Genomic DNA, 14,945 nt, shown 5'->3' on the forward strand with positions numbered 1-14,945 from the left:
CGGTGCTGGGTATGAAAGTAGCCGTTCTCGGCGCCGGTGCCTGGGGCACCGCGCTCGCGGGCCATCTGGCCGCGCGGCACGATACGCTTCTCTGGGCGCGCGACGCCGCGCTGATCGCCGGGCTACAGGCCCGGCACGAAAATTCCCGCTATCTGGAAGGCATCGCGCTGCCCGATGCGCTGCGCTACGACGCCGATCTCGACGCCGCGCTCGCGCACGGCGCCGCTGACGACGCGTTGTGCGTGATCGGCGCGCCGGTGGCCGGGCTGCGCACGCTGTTGCGCGCAATGCGCGACGCGCGCTGCGTACCGGCGCACGTGGTGTGGGTGTGCAAGGGCTTCGAGGCCGACACGCATCTGCTGCCGCACCAGGTGATCGCGGCCGAGCTGCCCGAGCAGCGCAGCAACGGCGTGCTGTCGGGGCCGAGCTTCGCCCGCGAGGTCGGGCTCGGGCTGCCGGTCGCGTTGACGGTCGCCAGCGCGTCGGCCGCGTGCCGCGAGCGCACGCTTGCGGCGTTCCATCACGGCGCGATGCGGATCTATACGGGCGACGACGTGGTCGGCGTCGAGGTCGGCGGCGCGGTGAAGAACGTGCTGGCGATCGCCACCGGCATCGCCGACGGCCTCGGGCTCGGGCTCAATGCGCGCGCCGCGCTGATCACGCGCGGCCTCGCCGAAATGTCGCGCCTCGGCGTGGCGCTCGGCGGCCGGGCGGAAACCTTCACGGGCCTCACGGGCCTCGGCGACCTGATCCTCACCGCGACGGGCGACCTGTCGCGCAATCGCACGGTCGGGCTGCAACTGGCGTCCGGCCGCTCGCTGGCCGACATCCTCGGCGCGCTCGGCCACGTGGCCGAAGGCGTGCGCTGCGCGCAGGCGGTGCTCGCACTCGCGCACGCGCAGGCGATCGAAATGCCGATCACCGAGGCCGTGTGCGGCGTGCTGTTCGACGGCGTCGCACCGCGCGATGCGGTGAGCGGGCTGCTGCGCCGCGACGCGCGCGCCGAATGACGCGCTGACGCGTCGGTGCGGGCGCAGCGCGCCGTTCTCGCGCCCGCGTGCCTTCGCGCAACGCGCGCGGCGCGAAAGCGCATTACGCTCGAACCGTCGCCATAGCTTTCGGGAGAGCGTCATGCTGCAGATCGGTTCCACCGCGCTCGACGCGCAACTCGTCGACATCACCACGCTCGACGTCGACGCGATCGTCAACGCCGCGAACGGCTCGTTGCTCGGCGGCGGCGGCGTCGATGGCGCGATCCATCGCGCGGCCGGCCCCGGGCTGCTGGCCGAATGCCGTACGCTCGGCGGCTGTGCGACCGGCGACGCGAAGCTCACGCGCGGGCACGGGCTGCCGGCGCGCTACGTGATTCATGCGGTCGGCCCCGTCTGGTACGGCGGTGCGCGCGGCGAGCCCGAGCTGCTCGCGTCGTGCTACCGGCGCGCCATCGAACTCGCCGAAGAAGTCGCCGCGACGTCGATCGCGTTTCCGGCGATCAGTTGCGGCGTGTACCGCTATCCGGCTGAAGACGCCGTCGACATCGCGGTCGGCACGGTAATCGACATGCTGCCGCAGGCGCCGAACGTCGCACGTGTGGTGTTCGCGTGCTTTGCGCCGGACATCTACGACCTCTATCGCGCGCGGCTCGCGCGCATCTAGCGCGGCCGCGCGCCGCCGTTCAGGCGCCGCCTTCGAAGCCGGCCTGGCGCCAAGCCTCGAACACGACCACGGCCACCGTATTCGACAGGTTCAGGCTGCGGTTGCCGGGCCGCATCGGCAGGCGCACGCGCTGCTCGCCCGGAAAGCGCTCGAGAAGCTCGGCCGGCAGCCCGCGGGTTTCGGAGCCGAACACGAACCAGTCGCCCGGCACGAACGCGTGGTCGTGGAAGCGCCCCGAGCCGCGGGTCGTGAACGCGAACATCCGCGCGGGATCGGGCGACTCGGCCGCGACGAACGCATCCCAGTCGCGGTGCACGCGCATTTCCGCGTATTCGTGATAGTCGAGGCCCGCGCGGCGCATCTTCGCGTCGTCGAGCGGGAAGCCGAGCGGCTCGATCAGATGCAGGCGCGCGCCGGTGTTCGCGCACAGGCGGATCACGTTGCCGGTGTTCGGCGGAATTTCGGGGGCGACGAGAACGACGTTGAACATGGGTTGGGTCTGGCTGGGCCGGCCGGGGCGGAGCAACGCTGCTGCTCGTTCCCGGCCGGCCGGTTCGTGGCGGCCGGCGCCGCATCCGGGCGGCCGGCCTCTTTGCTGTCCATCTAATTAATCCCTCGCGGTGCGCAGCGCAACCAGATTCGTTACGCGCACGGCGCCCGCCGCCTTCAATGCATGCGCGGCGGCCGCGAGCGTCGCGCCGGACGTCATCACGTCGTCGACCAGCGCAACGTGACGGCCGGCGAGCTCGCGCGTCACCGCGAACGCCGCGCTCACGTTGTCGCGCCGCGCGCGGCGGTCGAGCCGCGACTGCGGCGCGGTTTCGGTCACGCGTTCGAGCAGCGCCGCGTCGGCGCGCACACCGAGCTGGCGCGCCAGCGGTCGCGCGATCGCCCACGCCTGGTTGTAGCCGCGCGCGACCAGCCGTCCGCGCGCGAGCGGCACCGGCGCGATCACGTCGAAGCCGCTCGCGCGGCGCAACGTGTCGGTATCGTCGATCCGCGAGGCGAGCCGCGCGGCGAATTCCGCACCGAGCGCGAGGCGCGCGCGAAATTTCAGCCCGCGCGCGAGCCCGTCGAGCGGTGCGCGGTAATCGGCGAGCGCGAGCGTCGCGTCGAACGGCGGCGGCGTCGCGCGGCATCCGTCGCAACAGTAGGCGGACGTCGCGTCAGCGCCGCCGTGTCGGCCGCCCGGCCTGCGCGTGCTTGCTCGACCGACGCCCAGCGGTAGCGCGCAGACCTCGCAACGCAGCCGCGCTTCATTCCAGTACGCGGCATCGCAGGCTTCGCAAATGACGTTATGTGACAAATTGCCGCACAGCGCACACCGATTCGGCAGCGCGGCTGCAATGACGTGTGTCAACAGCATGCGAGCATGCGACAAAACGACGCGCGTGACGCGCGCCGACGAACGGCCGTCCATCGCCAACACTCCGCAGGTGCCCGCTCGCTGAAGGCCGCGAGGCGAGCGAGTATACTTCGGGCTCTTCGCCAGTGTGCCCGACATGTCCCCAGCTTCGACTCCAACCGGCCGTCCGGCCAATGACGCCCGGCGTTTGCGGCGAATCTTCGATCGTCGCGCGGCCGCATTCGACGCCGTTGCGTTCCTGCCGCGCGAGATCGCGCAGCGGATGAACGAGCGGCTCGAATACATCAAGGTGAGCCCCGCGGCCGTGCTCGATGCGGGCTGCGGCCCGGGCGACGACCTGCCGGCGTTGCGCGCGCGCTTTCCCGAAGCGCCGGTGTTCGGCGTCGACCTGTCGGGCGCGATGCTGGCGCGCGCGGGCCAGCGCGAAGTCGAGCAGACCAGCTGGCGCCGCTGGCTGCCCGCCTCGCTCGGCCGCGCGCTGGGCCAGCGCGGCGCGCGCGTCGCACAGGCCGACTTCTCGGTGCTGCCGTTCGCGGCCGGCGCATTCGACCTGATCTGGTCGAATCTCGCGCTGCACTGGCATTCGCGTCCCGATACCGTGTTTCCCGAATGGCAGCGCGTGCTGCGCGTCAACGGCCTGCTGATGTTCAGCACGCTCGGCCCCGATACGCTGCGCGAGCTGCGCGCGGCCTGCGCGGACGCCGAAGCGGCGCTCGGCATCGCGCCGCCCGCCGCGCGCGTGATCGATTTCGTCGACATGCACGACCTTGGCGACATGCTCGTCGAGAGCGGCTTCGAGATCCCCGTGATGGACCAGGAAGTGCTCACCGTTACATATAAGACGCCCGATTCGCTGCTGGCCGACGTACGTCGCTGGGGCGCGTATCCGTTCGAGCGCGTCGCGCCGCAGCGCGCGACGCGGCGCTTTCGCGCGGCGCTCTGCGAGGCGCTGGAAGCGCGCCGCCGCACGGACGGCACGATCGCGCTGACGTTCGAGGTGATCTACGGCCACGCGTGGAAAGCCGTGCCGCGCACGACCGCGGACGGACACGGGATCGTGCGCATCGAGGACATCGGCAAGGGGCGTCCGAAGAATCGGTGAAGCGGTAAAGAGCGGTTTTGTTATGTCAGAAATTAGCGGCGCGAAGCGCGGTCGAAGTGATCCGAAAAACGGCCAGGAGGCTTGTGGCGCTTGGCTCGCGGGCCGATAGTCGCTTGCTTGTGGATGCCATTGAACGCGCCTATAATGCGTCAGCTTGTCGCCCCGGGGTCCCCGCAATACGGTGCGACGAGTCCGATGCAGGCATGCATCGCATGCCATTCGCGTGAGGCGGCGATGGAAGCAGCGAGTGTTTTGGCGGAGTCGACGAACGGCGAACCGGTCATCGCAGACTGGCTCATGAAACGCAACTGTTCGGTATCGCCGCGGCAGTTCGTGCTGTTTTACGTGTCGCTCGCGGGCTTCTCGCTGGTGATCGCGGCATTGCTGATGTGGCGGGGAGCGTGGCTCGTCATGCCCTTCACCGGGATCGAATTGCTGGCGGTAGGCGTCGCGTTCGCGATCTATGCGCGCCATGCAGTCGATTACGAGCGTATCAGGCTGTTTCCGCACCGGCTCGTGATCGAGCGGATGGATGCGGAGCGGTTCACGCAGATCGAATTCAACCCGCGCTGGGTGCGGGTCGAGCCGGGTGCGACGCCACGCGATCCGATTCGACTGGTATCGCGCGGGCAGACCGTCGTAATCGGGCAGCATCTCGCGCAGTACAAGCGTGCGCAGTTCGCCGACGAACTGCGCGTGTCGCTCAGGCGCTGCGGCTGACGAGGCGCAGGCACCGGCCCAGGGCCGGAGGCTTGCGACGGGGGAGGGTTTGAATGGAAATTTTGGGTAAGGATGCTATGAAAACAATCAAGCGAGCCCTCACGGGCGTGCTGGCATGCAGCGGTCTGCTCTTTGCCGGCGCTGCTCTGGCGGTCGGTGATAGCCCGGGCGGCCCCCGCGTCAACGAGATCAACTTTCAGCCGCCGGTCACGAAGATCGCCGAGGAGCTCTACGATCTCCACACGATGATGCTGATCCTCTGTACGGTGATCTTCGTCGGCGTGTTCGGCGTGATGTTCTATTCGATCTTCGCGCACCGCAAATCCAAAGGCCACAAGGCCGCCAATTTCCATGAAAGCACGACCGTCGAAATCATCTGGACGATCGTGCCGTTCATCATCGTCGTGCTGATGGCGCTGCCGGCCACGAAGGCCGTCGTCGCGATGAAGGACACCACCAACGCCGATCTCACCATCAAGGTCACCGGCTATCAGTGGAAGTGGGGCTACGACTACGTGAAGGGCCCGGGCGAGGGCATCAGCTTCCTGTCGACGCTCAGCACGCCGCGTGACGAAGTGATGGGCAAGAAGCCGATCACCGAAACCTATCTGCAGGAAGTCGACAACCCGCTCGTCGTGCCGGTCAACAAGAAGATCCGGATCATCACGACCGCGAACGACGTCGTCCACTCGTGGTACGTGCCCGCGTTCGGCGTGAAGCAGGATGCGATCCCCGGCTTCGTGCGCGATACGTGGTTCAAGGCCGACAAGGTCGGCACGTTCCGCGGCTTCTGTACCGAACTGTGCGGCAAGGAACACGCGTTCATGCCGGTCGTCGTCGAAGTGCTGTCGGACGAAGACTACGCGAAGTGGGTCAGCGCGCAGAAGGGCAAGCTCGCGAACGCAGCGGTCGATCCGAACAAGGTCTACACGATGGCCGAACTCGTCGCGCACGGCGAGGAAGTCTACAAGGCGAACTGCGCGGCCTGCCACCAGGTGAACGGCAAGGGCCTCGGCGCGTTTCCCGCGATGGACGGCAGCGCGATCGTGAACGGCCCGATCGCCGGCCACGTCGAGCGCGTGCTGCACGGCAAGGGCGCGATGCCGTCGTGGGCGTCGCTGTCGGACCTCGACATCGCATCGGTCATCACCTACGAACGCAATTCGTGGGGCAACCACAAGAACGACCTGCTGCAACCGAAGCAGGTAGCCGACGCACGCAACGGCAAGATGCCGGAAGACGCAGCAGGCGCGGCCGCACCGGCCGACGCGGCATCGGCGCCGGCGCAAGCCGCGTCGGGCGCGGCCGAGCAGCCGGCCGCAGCGGCGGCAGTGTCCACGGTCTACTTCGAAACGGGCAAGAGCGTGCTGCCGGCCGACGCGAAGGCGGCGATCGCCGCCGCGGCCGATTATGCGAAGGCGCATCCGGACGCGAAGCTCGCGCTGTCGGGCTTCACCGACAAGTCGGGCTCGGCCGACGCCAATGCGGAGCTCGCGAAGCGCCGCGCGCAAGCCGTGCGCGATGCGCTGAAGGCTGCAGGCGTGGCGGAAGACCACATTGTTCTCAAGAAGCCGGAAACGATCACGGGCGGCGCCGACGCGAAGGAAGCGCGGCGCGTCGAGATCGGGCCGGCGGCTTGACGTGTCGCTGAGTTAGTCGACGTATTCGCATTAGGAGATTCTCATGTCTAGCATCGGGCACGACGTAGCCGCGGGCCACGCGCACGACGACCACGCGCACGAAACACCGCACGGCTGGCGCCGCTGGCTGTTCGCCACCAACCACAAGGACATCGGTACGCTGTACCTGCTGTTCTCGTTCATCATGTTCCTGTCGGGCGGCGTGATGGCGCTCGCGATCCGGGCCGAGCTGTTCGAGCCGGGCCTGCAGATCATGCGTCCGGAGTTCTTCAACGAACTCACGACGATGCACGGGCTGATCATGGTGTTCGGCGCGATCATGCCGGCGTTCGTCGGCTTCGCTAACTGGATGATTCCGCTGCAGATCGGCGCATCCGACATGGCGTTCGCGCGGATGAACAACTTCAGCTTCTGGCTGCTGCCGGTCGCGGCCGTGCTGCTGGTCGGTTCGTTCTTCGCGCCGGGCGGCGCGACGGCCGCCGGCTGGACGCTGTACGCACCGCTGTCGACGCAGATGGGCCCGGGCATGGACTTCGCGATCTTCGCGGTCCACATCATGGGCGCGTCGTCGATCATGGGCGGCATCAACATCGTCGTGACGATCCTGAACATGCGCGCACCGGGCATGACGCTGATGAAGATGCCGATGTTCGCATGGACCTGGCTGATCACCGCGTACCTGCTGATCGCCGTGATGCCGGTTCTCGCGGGCGCGATCACGATGGTGCTGTTCGATCGCCACTTCGGCACGTCGTTCTTCAACGCGGCAGGCGGCGGCGACCCGGTGATGTACCAGCACATCTTCTGGTTCTTCGGCCACCCCGAGGTGTACATCATGATTCTGCCGGCGTTCGGGATCGTGTCGCAGGTGATCCCGGCGTTCGCGCGCAAGACGCTGTTCGGCTACAGCTCGATGGTGTACGCGACCGCGTCGATCGCGATCCTGTCGTTCATGGTCTGGGCGCACCACATGTTCGCCACGGGCATGCCGGTCACCGGTCAGCTGTTCTTCATGTACGCGACGATGCTGATCGCGGTGCCGACGGGCGTGAAGGTGTTCAACTGGCTCGCGACGATGTGGCGCGGCTCGATGACGTTCGAAACGCCGATGATGTTCGCGATCGGCTTCCTGTTCGTGTTCACGTTCGGCGGCCTGACGGGCCTGATGCTGGCGATGGCGCCGCTCGACATCCAGTACCACGGCACTTACTTCGTGGTCGCGCACTTCCACTACGTGCTGGTGGCCGGTTCCCTGTTCGCGCTGTTCGCGGGCTGGTACTACTGGTCGCCGAAGTGGACGGGCTGGATGTACAACGAGACGCGCGGCAAGATCCACTTCTGGTCGTCGATGATCTTCTTCAACCTGACGTTCTTCCCGATGCACTTCGTCGGCCTCGCGGGCATGCCGCGTCGCTATGCGGACTACCCGGCGCAGTTCACCGACTTCAACCAGATCGCGACGATCGGTGCATTCGGTTTCGGCCTCGCGCAGGTGTACTTCCTGTTCGCGGTCGCGCTGCCGGCCTACCGTGGCGGCGGCGACCTCGAAAAGGCGTCGGACAAGCCGTGGGACGGCGCGACGGGCCTCGAATGGACGGTGCCGAGCCCGGCTCCGTTCCACACGTTCGAGCAACCGCCGCACGTGGAATAAGTTACGCCGTGCGTTCCGCCGCTGCCTGCCGTGCAGGCAGGCAGCGGCGGACGCCGGACCGAAGTTTCAGCGCAGTTTCAGCGAAGTTCCAGATGAACCGGAATCCACAAGAAAGACGAACGCCCGAGCAGATTCGCGCGGGCAACAAGCGGCTCGGCCTCATCCTGCTCGTCATCGCCGCCGTTTTCTTTGTGGGTGTCGTGATCAAGCAGTGGTGGCTGTCCACTCACTGATGCAGCAACTGACGCAGTAGCGAGGAAGTAGTCGTATGTCGAAGCCGGAAGATGGCGCCGTCGATCGGGCGTTCAATCGTTCGATGCTGGTGAAGCTCTTCGTCGTCGCCGCACTGATGTTCGGCTTCGGCTTCGCGCTGATTCCGATGTATCGCGCGATTTGCCAGGTCACCGGCATCAACAATCTGGTGCAGCGCGATGTCAGCGCGCGCGAAGCGAAGAGCTCGCAGGTCGACTACGGCCGCACGGTGTCGGTGGAGTTCGATGCGAATGCGCGCGGCCCGCTCGGTTTCAAGCCGGAGCACAACAGCCTCGACGTGCATCCGGGCGAGCTGACGACGATCGTCTACGACGTGACCAACGGGCAGGCCCGGTCGGTGGTGGCGCAGGCGATTCCGAGCTACGCGCCGAAGCAGGCGACGGAGTTCTTCAAGAAGATCGAGTGTTTTTGCTTCACGCAGCAGACGCTGGCCGCGAACGAGTCGCGCAAGATGCCGGTGGTGTTCGTGATCGATCCGAAACTGCCGAAGGACGTGAAGACGATCACGCTGTCGTACACGTTCTTCGAGCTCAATACGCCGGCCGCGCCGGCGCCGGCGCCGCGCAAGAGCGCGGAGCAGGGCGCGGCGAAACCGGCCGCATGACCACGGAGACGGGGCGATGACGGAGACCAAGCGGAGCGGGACGTTCGGCCAGGCGGTACGGGCGGTGTTGTGGTCGTTCTTCGGGGTGCGCAAGCGGCGCGATCTCGAAGCCGATGCGACGCAGCTCAATCCGTTGCACGTGCTGATCGTCGCGTTGATCGCGGCCGGCATGTTCATCGGCGTGCTGATCCTGATCGTGCGTGCGGTCGTGGGCTGACGCCCGCGGCGACGAAAGAATGCAGTGCGTGGCGCCCCGGGCGCCGCGTACGGGAAAGAGTGGCGGCCGTCGCGCCGCGCCAGAAATAAGACCGGAGCGGTTTCCGGTACACAAATTGGACTGAAGTGGAGAATCAAGCATGAGCGGTCAAAACCAGACCCCGTACTATTTCGTGCCGCATCCGTCGCAGCATCCGATCAGCGCGGCCGTCGGCCTGCTGGTCATGCTTGGGTCGGTGGCGCTGTGGCTCAACGGTCACGACTGGGCGCCGTTTACGGCGCTGCTCGGGCTGCTGTGGCTGCTCTTCACGCTGTATCACTGGTTCGGCGACGCGATTTCCGAGTCGGAAGGCGGTCATTACGGCAAGAACGTCGACAAGTCGTACCGCTGGAGCATGAGCTGGTTCATCTTCTCCGAAGTGATGTTCTTCGGCGCATTCTTCGGCGCGCTGTTCTACGCCCGTGAAATCGCGCTGCACCAGCTCGGCAGCCTCGACTACAAGCTGATCTGGCCGGACTTCTCCGCCGTGTGGCCGAACGAAGGGCCGGGCGCGCTCGCCGGTCACTTCAAGACGATGGGGCCGTGGCCGATCCCGACGCTGAACACCGCGCTGCTGCTGTCGTCGGGCGTCACGCTGACGATCTCGCACCATGCGCTGCGCGACGATCACCGCAAGAAGGCGATCGCATGGCTCGCCGCGACGCTCGTGTTCGGTGTCTGCTTCCTGTTCCTGCAGGGCTTCGAGTACTACCACGCGTACAACGAACTGAACCTCACGCTGAATTCGGGAGTCTATGGCTCGACGTTCTTCCTGCTGACGGGCTTCCACGGTTTCCACGTGTTCCTCGGCGGCACGATGCTCGCGGTGGTGCTGGTGCGGATGATCCGCGGCCACTTCAAGCCGGATCACCATTTCGCATTCGAAGGCGCCGCGTGGTACTGGCACTTCGTCGACGTCGTCTGGCTCGGCCTGTACGTCGTCGTCTACTGGCTGTAAATGGAACGACGGCCCGCGCAGCGATGCGCGGGCCGTTTCAGATTGGCGGGGTGCGGGCAGCTGACGGTTGCCGCGCGCCCGACGCCACCGGGCGCCGCCGCGACTCAGTCAGGCGGCGCTTTTGCTTGGCGGCGCCGGTGTGCGGCGATATGTCACAGCGGCTGCTGTGGCCCCGGCAGACGCAGCACCGGCTGCCGCAGCGTCGGTTGCCGCGGCATCGGCCGCCGCACCGAATCCATCAACGCCCGATGGGCAGGCCGGTCGAATGGATCCAGCCCATCCAGTTCGCGAACAGGATGAACAGGAACAGCGACACCGACAGCCCGACGCGGGTGGCGAGCGACCAGGCCATGCGTTTCGTGTGGCCGCGGTCGTGCATCATGAAGTAGAGCGCCGAGCCCATGCTGGCGATGATCAGGACGAAGGCGATGGGAACGAGGATGTGCATGACACGAACCGGACGACGGCAATTCGACAGGAAGCGGATAATTATCTCACTTCGCTTTCGCGGCTGCGGCCGGTGGGCGGCGCGATGAAGATCCGCTGGCTGCCCGCGCTGCTGATACTCGCCGTCGTCGCCGCGGCGATCCGCCTCGGCTTCTGGCAGCGCGACCGCGCGCATCAGAAGGAGGCGCTGCAGGCGGACATCGTGCGCTACGAGCACGCCGCGCCGGTCGACCTGGGCGCGCAGCCGGTTGCGCTGGCGTCGATCGAGTTTCACCGCGTGCGGGCGAAAGGCCGCTTCATGCCCGAGCAGGTGGTGTTCCTCGACAATCGGCCGTATAACGACCAGCCGGGTTTTTACGTCGTGATGCCGTTTAAACTCGCGGGCGGCGGCGTCGTGCTGGTGAATCGCGGCTGGCTGCCGCGCAACATCGCCGATCGCACGGCGATCGAGCCGTTTTCGACGCCCGCGGGCGACATCGAGATCGAAGGCATCGCGCGCGCCGACGCGTCGCGTGCGTTCGAACTCGGCGAAGGCGGCTCGGCCGCGTACCAGAAGATCCGCCAGAACCTGGACGTGGCCGCGTATGCGAAGGAAACCGGCTTGCCGCTGCAGCCGTTCGTGATCCAGCAGACGAGCGACGACGGCGACCGGCTCGTGCGCGACTGGCCGGCCGCGACGACCGGCGTCGAGCGCAATTACGGTTACATGTTTCAGTGGTGGGGCATCGCCGCAGCCGCGCTCGGTTTCGGCCTGTACGCCGCGCGGCGGGCGGCGAAGAAGTCGGCCGACGCGTGAGCGCGGTGCCCGGACGCGGCGACGGCGCCGCGGGTTCGTTTCGAGAGGTTTGATTTGTCCATGCAATCTTCCCGTCAGGGTCCGGCCGCGACGCCGGTTTCGCCGGCGGCGCGCAAGCGCGGCCGCTGGATGCTCGTGCTGCTCGGGCTCGTGTGCGCGGCGCCGATCATCGCGTCGTACTTCACCTATTACGTGATCAAGCCGAAGGGCGGCTCGACCAACTACGGCACGCTGATCGAGCCGCAGCGGCCGATCCCGGCCGACCTGCAGGTCACCGACGAAACCGGCAGGACGGTGCCGCTGGCGTCGCTGCGCGGCGTGTGGCTGTTCGTGATGACCGACCGCAGCGCATGCGACGATGCCTGCGCGCAGAAGCTCTATTTCATGCGCCAGATCCGCGTCACGCAGGCGGGCGAGCGCCACCGGCTGACGATGGTGTGGCTGCGCAGCGATGCGGGCGCGATTCCGCCGAAGGTGCTCGAGGCCTACCCGGACACGCGGCGGCTGGTCGCCGATCCGGCCGCGGTCGCCGCATGGCTGCCGGCCGACGCGGGCACGACGGACAGCGATCACCTCTACCTGGTCGATCCGAACGGCAACCTGATGATGCGTTTCCCGAAGAACCCGAACCCCAGCAAGATCAAGACGGACGTCACGAAGTTGCTGAAGTGGTCGAGCATCGGTTAAGGCGACACAACGAGGCACACATTCGATGTCGTATCTACTGCAACTCGGCCTGATCGGCCTGTGCATCGCGCTGCTGCCGCTGTCGTACGTGTGGGTGAAGGCCGACGACGACAAGTTCCGCAAGCTGGTGTGGGTCACCACCTTCATGACGCTGGACCTCGTGATGTTCGGCGGCTTCACGCGTCTCACCGATTCGGGCCTCGGCTGCCCCGACTGGCCGGGCTGCTACGGCACGTCGTCGCCGTTCATCGCGCACGCGGCGATCACGGCCGCCCACCAGGCGATGCCGAGCGGCCCCGTCAGCATGTCGAAGGCGTGGATCGAGATGATCCACCGCTATTTCGCGATGGCGATCGGCGTGCTGATCATCGCGCAGGTGGTGATCGCGTGGTCGGCGCGGCTGCGCCGCCGCCCGCTGTCGGTGTCGCCGTGGTGGCCGACGAGCCTGCTGCTGCTGATCGTCGTGCAGGGCGCGTTCGGCGCGTGGACCGTCACGATGAAGCTGCAGCCGGTGATCGTCACGACCCATCTGCTGCTCGGCCTCGCGCTGCTCGGCACGCTCGGCTGGCTCGCGGCGCGGCAGACGCCGCTGCCCGCGCATGATCCGGAGGCCGGCCGCTACCGCGCCGCCGCACTCGCCGCGCTGGTGTTGCTGGTCGTGCAGATCGCGCTCGGCGGCTGGGTGAGCACGAACTACGCGGTGCTCGCGTGCACCGACTTCCCGACCTGCAACGGCCAGTGGATTCCGCCGATGAATTTCGGCCAGGGCTTCCATCTGTGGCGCGCGCTCGGGATGACGAAGGACGGCGACGCGATCACGCAGGACGCGCTGGTCGCGATCCACTGGACGCACCGCACGTTCGCGTTCGTCGTCGTCGCGTATCTGGTCGCGTTCGCGCTGAAGATGCGCCGCTTCGAGTCGCTGCGGCGGCCGGCGAACGGCGTGCTGCTGGTCGTGCTGCTGCAGTTTCTGACGGGCCTGACCAACATCGTGCTGCAGTGGCCGCTGCCGGTCGCCGTCGCGCACAACGGCGGCGCCGCGATCCTGCTGCTGCTCGTCGTCATGTTAAACTTTCGCATCCTTTCAAGCCGCCCCGGCCGTGTCGTGCAGCCCGCGCGCGACGCCGCCCCGGCGTGACCGCCCCCATGCAAAGCATCCTCTCCCAATCGCCCGGTAGCCGGTTTTCGCAGTACATGGCGCTGACGAAGCCGCGTGTTACGCAGCTCGCGGTGTTCTGCGCGGTGATCGGCATGTTCCTCGCGACGCCGGGCATGGTGCCGTGGCGCGTGCTGATCGGCGGTACGGTCGGCATCTGGCTGCTGGCCGGCGCCGCGTTCGCGATCAATTGTCTGGTCGAGCAGAAGATCGACGCGATGATGCGCCGTACCGCGTGGCGGCCGTCCGCGCGCGGCGAGATCACGACGCCGCAGATCCTGCTGTTCTCGGCCGTGCTCGGCAGCATCGGCGCATGGACGCTCTACACGTTCACGAACCCGCTGACGATGTGGCTGACGATCGCGACGTTCGTCGGCTACGCGGTGATCTACACGCTGCTGCTCAAGCCGATGACGCCGCAGAACATCGTGATCGGCGGCGCGTCGGGCGCGATGCCGCCGGCGCTCGGCTGGGCCGCGGTCACCGGCGCGGTGCCGGGCGACGCGTGGATTCTCGTGCTGATCATCTTCGTGTGGACGCCGCCGCATTTCTGGGTGCTCGCGCTCTATCGCCGCAAGGATTACGAAAACGCGGGGCTGCCGATGCTGCCGGTCACGCACGGCGAGCAATACACGCGGCTGCACATCCTGCTGTACACGGTGATCCTGTTCGCCGTCACGCTGATGCCGTTCATTTCCGGCATGAGCGGCGCCGTCTACCTGACGAGCGCGGTGCTGCTCGGCGCGGTGTTCCTCGCGTATGCGTGGAAGATCTACCGCGACTATTCGGATGCGCTGGCCCGCAAGGCGTTCCGCTACTCGATCGTCTACCTGTCGCTGCTGTTCGCCGCGCTGCTCGTCGATCACTATGCGCGCCCGTTGCTCGGCGTGTAACTGCACGGTTTGAACGCAATGCTCCATTCACGGTTCGGGCGCCGCGCGCGCCAAGGCTGGCTGCTCGCGTGCGCGTTCGCCGCCGCGACGCTGCTCGCCGGTTGCGACAACGCGCCGAAATTCCAGAATCTCGACATCACCGGCAATACGCAGTTCGGCACCGACTTCTCGCTGCCCGACACCGCCGGCAAGGTGCGCACGCTCGCCGACTTCAAGGGCCGCGCGGTCGTGATGTTCTTCGGCTATACGCACTGTCCGGACGTGTGCCCGACCACGATGGCCGAGCTGTCCGAGGCGCTGAAGCAGCTGGGCCCCGATGCGGCGAAGCGGGTGCAGGTGCTGTTCGTCACCGTCGATCCGGAGCGCGACACGCCGGCGCTGCTCGGCCAGTACGTGCCCGCGTTCGATCCGTCGTTCATCGGGCTGCGGCCGGCCGACGAAGCGCAGCTCAAGAAGGTCACGAAGGACTTCCGCGTGTACTACGCGAAGGTGCCCGGCAAGACGCCCGGCAGCTACACGATGGATCACACCGCCGCGAGCTACGTGTTCGATCGCGACGGCAAGCTGCGCCTGTTCGTGCGCGACGGCCAGGGCCCCGGCCCGTGGGTCCACGACCTGAAACTGCTGGTCGACTGAGCGGCGCCAAGCCGCCTCGGCGCCTCAGCGCGCGGGCCGCTGCCCGGCGCGACGCGTGACGGCGCCGCCGTCACGCCTGCTTCCCTCTTTCCTGTCCGATTGCG

General features: G+C 67.3%; 18 protein-coding genes. 15 read left to right on the forward strand and 3 right to left on the reverse strand.

Features of this window, described 5'->3' with window-relative positions; genetic code table 11:
• The first annotated feature begins 11 nt into the window (after positions 1 to 11).
• Positions 12 to 1,010, forward strand: a complete 999-nt coding sequence (locus EX20_RS01785; RefSeq protein ID WP_034192543.1) for an NAD(P)H-dependent glycerol-3-phosphate dehydrogenase — start codon at positions 12 to 14, stop codon at positions 1,008 to 1,010.
• 121 nt (positions 1,011 to 1,131) lie between these two features.
• Positions 1,132 to 1,656 (forward strand): O-acetyl-ADP-ribose deacetylase, encoded by a 525-nt coding sequence (locus EX20_RS01790; protein ID WP_034192544.1) that lies wholly within the window; start codon positions 1,132 to 1,134, stop codon positions 1,654 to 1,656.
• A gap of 19 nt (positions 1,657 to 1,675) precedes the next feature.
• Here the strand turns inward: EX20_RS01790 and trmL are convergent, their stop codons facing one another.
• Both trmL and EX20_RS01800 read right to left on the reverse strand, forming a co-directional pair.
• Complete coding sequence (trmL, locus tag EX20_RS01795) at positions 1,676 to 2,146, reverse strand: tRNA (uridine(34)/cytosine(34)/5-carboxymethylaminomethyluridine(34)-2'-O)-methyltransferase TrmL (RefSeq protein WP_014723697.1); 471 nt, start codon at positions 2,144 to 2,146, stop codon at positions 1,676 to 1,678.
• Between the two features lie 117 nt (positions 2,147 to 2,263).
• Positions 2,264 to 3,076 (reverse strand): ComF family protein, encoded by an 813-nt coding sequence (locus tag EX20_RS01800; RefSeq protein WP_034192545.1) that lies wholly within the window; start codon positions 3,074 to 3,076, stop codon positions 2,264 to 2,266.
• Positions 3,077 to 3,158: 82 nt separating this feature from the next.
• Here EX20_RS01800 and EX20_RS01805 point away from each other — a divergent pair, with 82 nt between their 5' ends.
• The 8 genes from EX20_RS01805 to EX20_RS01840 all read left to right on the forward strand — a co-directional run bounded on the left by EX20_RS01805 (position 3,159) and on the right by EX20_RS01840 (position 10,226).
• Positions 3,159 to 4,124 (forward strand): methyltransferase domain-containing protein, encoded by a 966-nt coding sequence (locus EX20_RS01805; protein WP_034192546.1) that lies wholly within the window; start codon positions 3,159 to 3,161, stop codon positions 4,122 to 4,124.
• A 195-nt stretch (positions 4,125 to 4,319) separates the two neighbouring features.
• Positions 4,320 to 4,844 (forward strand): DUF2244 domain-containing protein, encoded by a 525-nt coding sequence (locus EX20_RS01810; protein ID WP_045578759.1) that lies wholly within the window; start codon positions 4,320 to 4,322, stop codon positions 4,842 to 4,844.
• Positions 4,845 to 4,897: 53 nt separating this feature from the next.
• The gene (gene coxB, locus EX20_RS01815; protein WP_011886104.1) at positions 4,898 to 6,484 is read left to right on the forward strand and encodes a cytochrome c oxidase subunit II; all 1,587 of its coding nucleotides are present in this window, start codon (positions 4,898 to 4,900) and stop codon (positions 6,482 to 6,484) included.
• Positions 6,485 to 6,527: 43 nt separating this feature from the next.
• Complete coding sequence (gene ctaD / locus EX20_RS01820) at positions 6,528 to 8,135, forward strand: cytochrome c oxidase subunit I (protein WP_011886103.1); 1,608 nt, start codon at positions 6,528 to 6,530, stop codon at positions 8,133 to 8,135.
• Positions 8,136 to 8,227: 92 nt separating this feature from the next.
• Positions 8,228 to 8,368, forward strand: a complete 141-nt coding sequence (locus EX20_RS32415; protein WP_006760728.1) for a cytochrome oxidase small assembly protein — start codon at positions 8,228 to 8,230, stop codon at positions 8,366 to 8,368.
• A gap of 35 nt (positions 8,369 to 8,403) precedes the next feature.
• Positions 8,404 to 9,012, forward strand: a complete 609-nt coding sequence (locus tag EX20_RS01830; protein WP_034192547.1) for a cytochrome c oxidase assembly protein — start codon at positions 8,404 to 8,406, stop codon at positions 9,010 to 9,012.
• Positions 9,013 to 9,028: 16 nt separating this feature from the next.
• Positions 9,029 to 9,229: a DUF2970 domain-containing protein gene (locus EX20_RS01835; RefSeq protein ID WP_011886101.1), complete on the forward strand. Its 201-nt coding sequence runs from the start codon at positions 9,029 to 9,031 to the stop codon at positions 9,227 to 9,229.
• A 139-nt stretch (positions 9,230 to 9,368) separates the two neighbouring features.
• On the forward strand, positions 9,369 to 10,226 hold the full coding sequence (locus tag EX20_RS01840) for a cytochrome c oxidase subunit 3 (protein WP_011886100.1): 858 nt from the start codon (positions 9,369 to 9,371) through the stop codon (positions 10,224 to 10,226).
• A gap of 238 nt (positions 10,227 to 10,464) precedes the next feature.
• On the opposite strand, the gene EX20_RS01845 is transcribed toward EX20_RS01840, so the two are convergent.
• A complete protein-coding gene (locus EX20_RS01845) occupies positions 10,465 to 10,674 on the reverse strand; it encodes a twin transmembrane helix small protein (protein ID WP_011886099.1) in 210 nt (69 codons plus the stop codon).
• A gap of 84 nt (positions 10,675 to 10,758) precedes the next feature.
• Between EX20_RS01845 and EX20_RS01850 the strand changes: the two genes are divergently transcribed.
• The 5 genes from EX20_RS01850 to EX20_RS01870 are packed head-to-tail and all read left to right on the forward strand — an operon-like array spanning position 10,759 to position 14,841.
• Positions 10,759 to 11,469 carry an SURF1 family protein gene (locus tag EX20_RS01850; RefSeq protein WP_034192578.1) on the forward strand — a complete coding sequence of 237 codons (711 nt, stop codon included), beginning with the start codon at positions 10,759 to 10,761 and terminating at the stop codon, positions 11,467 to 11,469.
• Between the two features lie 60 nt (positions 11,470 to 11,529).
• The gene (locus EX20_RS01855) at positions 11,530 to 12,156 is read left to right on the forward strand and encodes an SCO family protein (RefSeq protein WP_014723691.1); all 627 of its coding nucleotides are present in this window, start codon (positions 11,530 to 11,532) and stop codon (positions 12,154 to 12,156) included.
• Positions 12,157 to 12,181: 25 nt separating this feature from the next.
• Positions 12,182 to 13,294 carry a COX15/CtaA family protein gene (locus EX20_RS01860; RefSeq protein ID WP_014723690.1) on the forward strand — a complete coding sequence of 371 codons (1,113 nt, stop codon included), beginning with the start codon at positions 12,182 to 12,184 and terminating at the stop codon, positions 13,292 to 13,294.
• 8 nt (positions 13,295 to 13,302) lie between these two features.
• Positions 13,303 to 14,205 carry a heme o synthase gene (gene cyoE / locus EX20_RS01865; RefSeq protein ID WP_011886095.1) on the forward strand — a complete coding sequence of 301 codons (903 nt, stop codon included), beginning with the start codon at positions 13,303 to 13,305 and terminating at the stop codon, positions 14,203 to 14,205.
• 18 nt (positions 14,206 to 14,223) lie between these two features.
• Complete coding sequence (locus EX20_RS01870; protein ID WP_014723689.1) at positions 14,224 to 14,841, forward strand: SCO family protein; 618 nt, start codon at positions 14,224 to 14,226, stop codon at positions 14,839 to 14,841.
• The last annotated feature ends 104 nt before the right edge of the window (positions 14,842 to 14,945 follow it).

It is taken from the genome of Burkholderia sp. WP42 (assembly GCF_000745665.1).
Taxonomy (GTDB): Bacteria; Pseudomonadota; Gammaproteobacteria; order Burkholderiales; family Burkholderiaceae; genus Burkholderia; species Burkholderia vietnamiensis.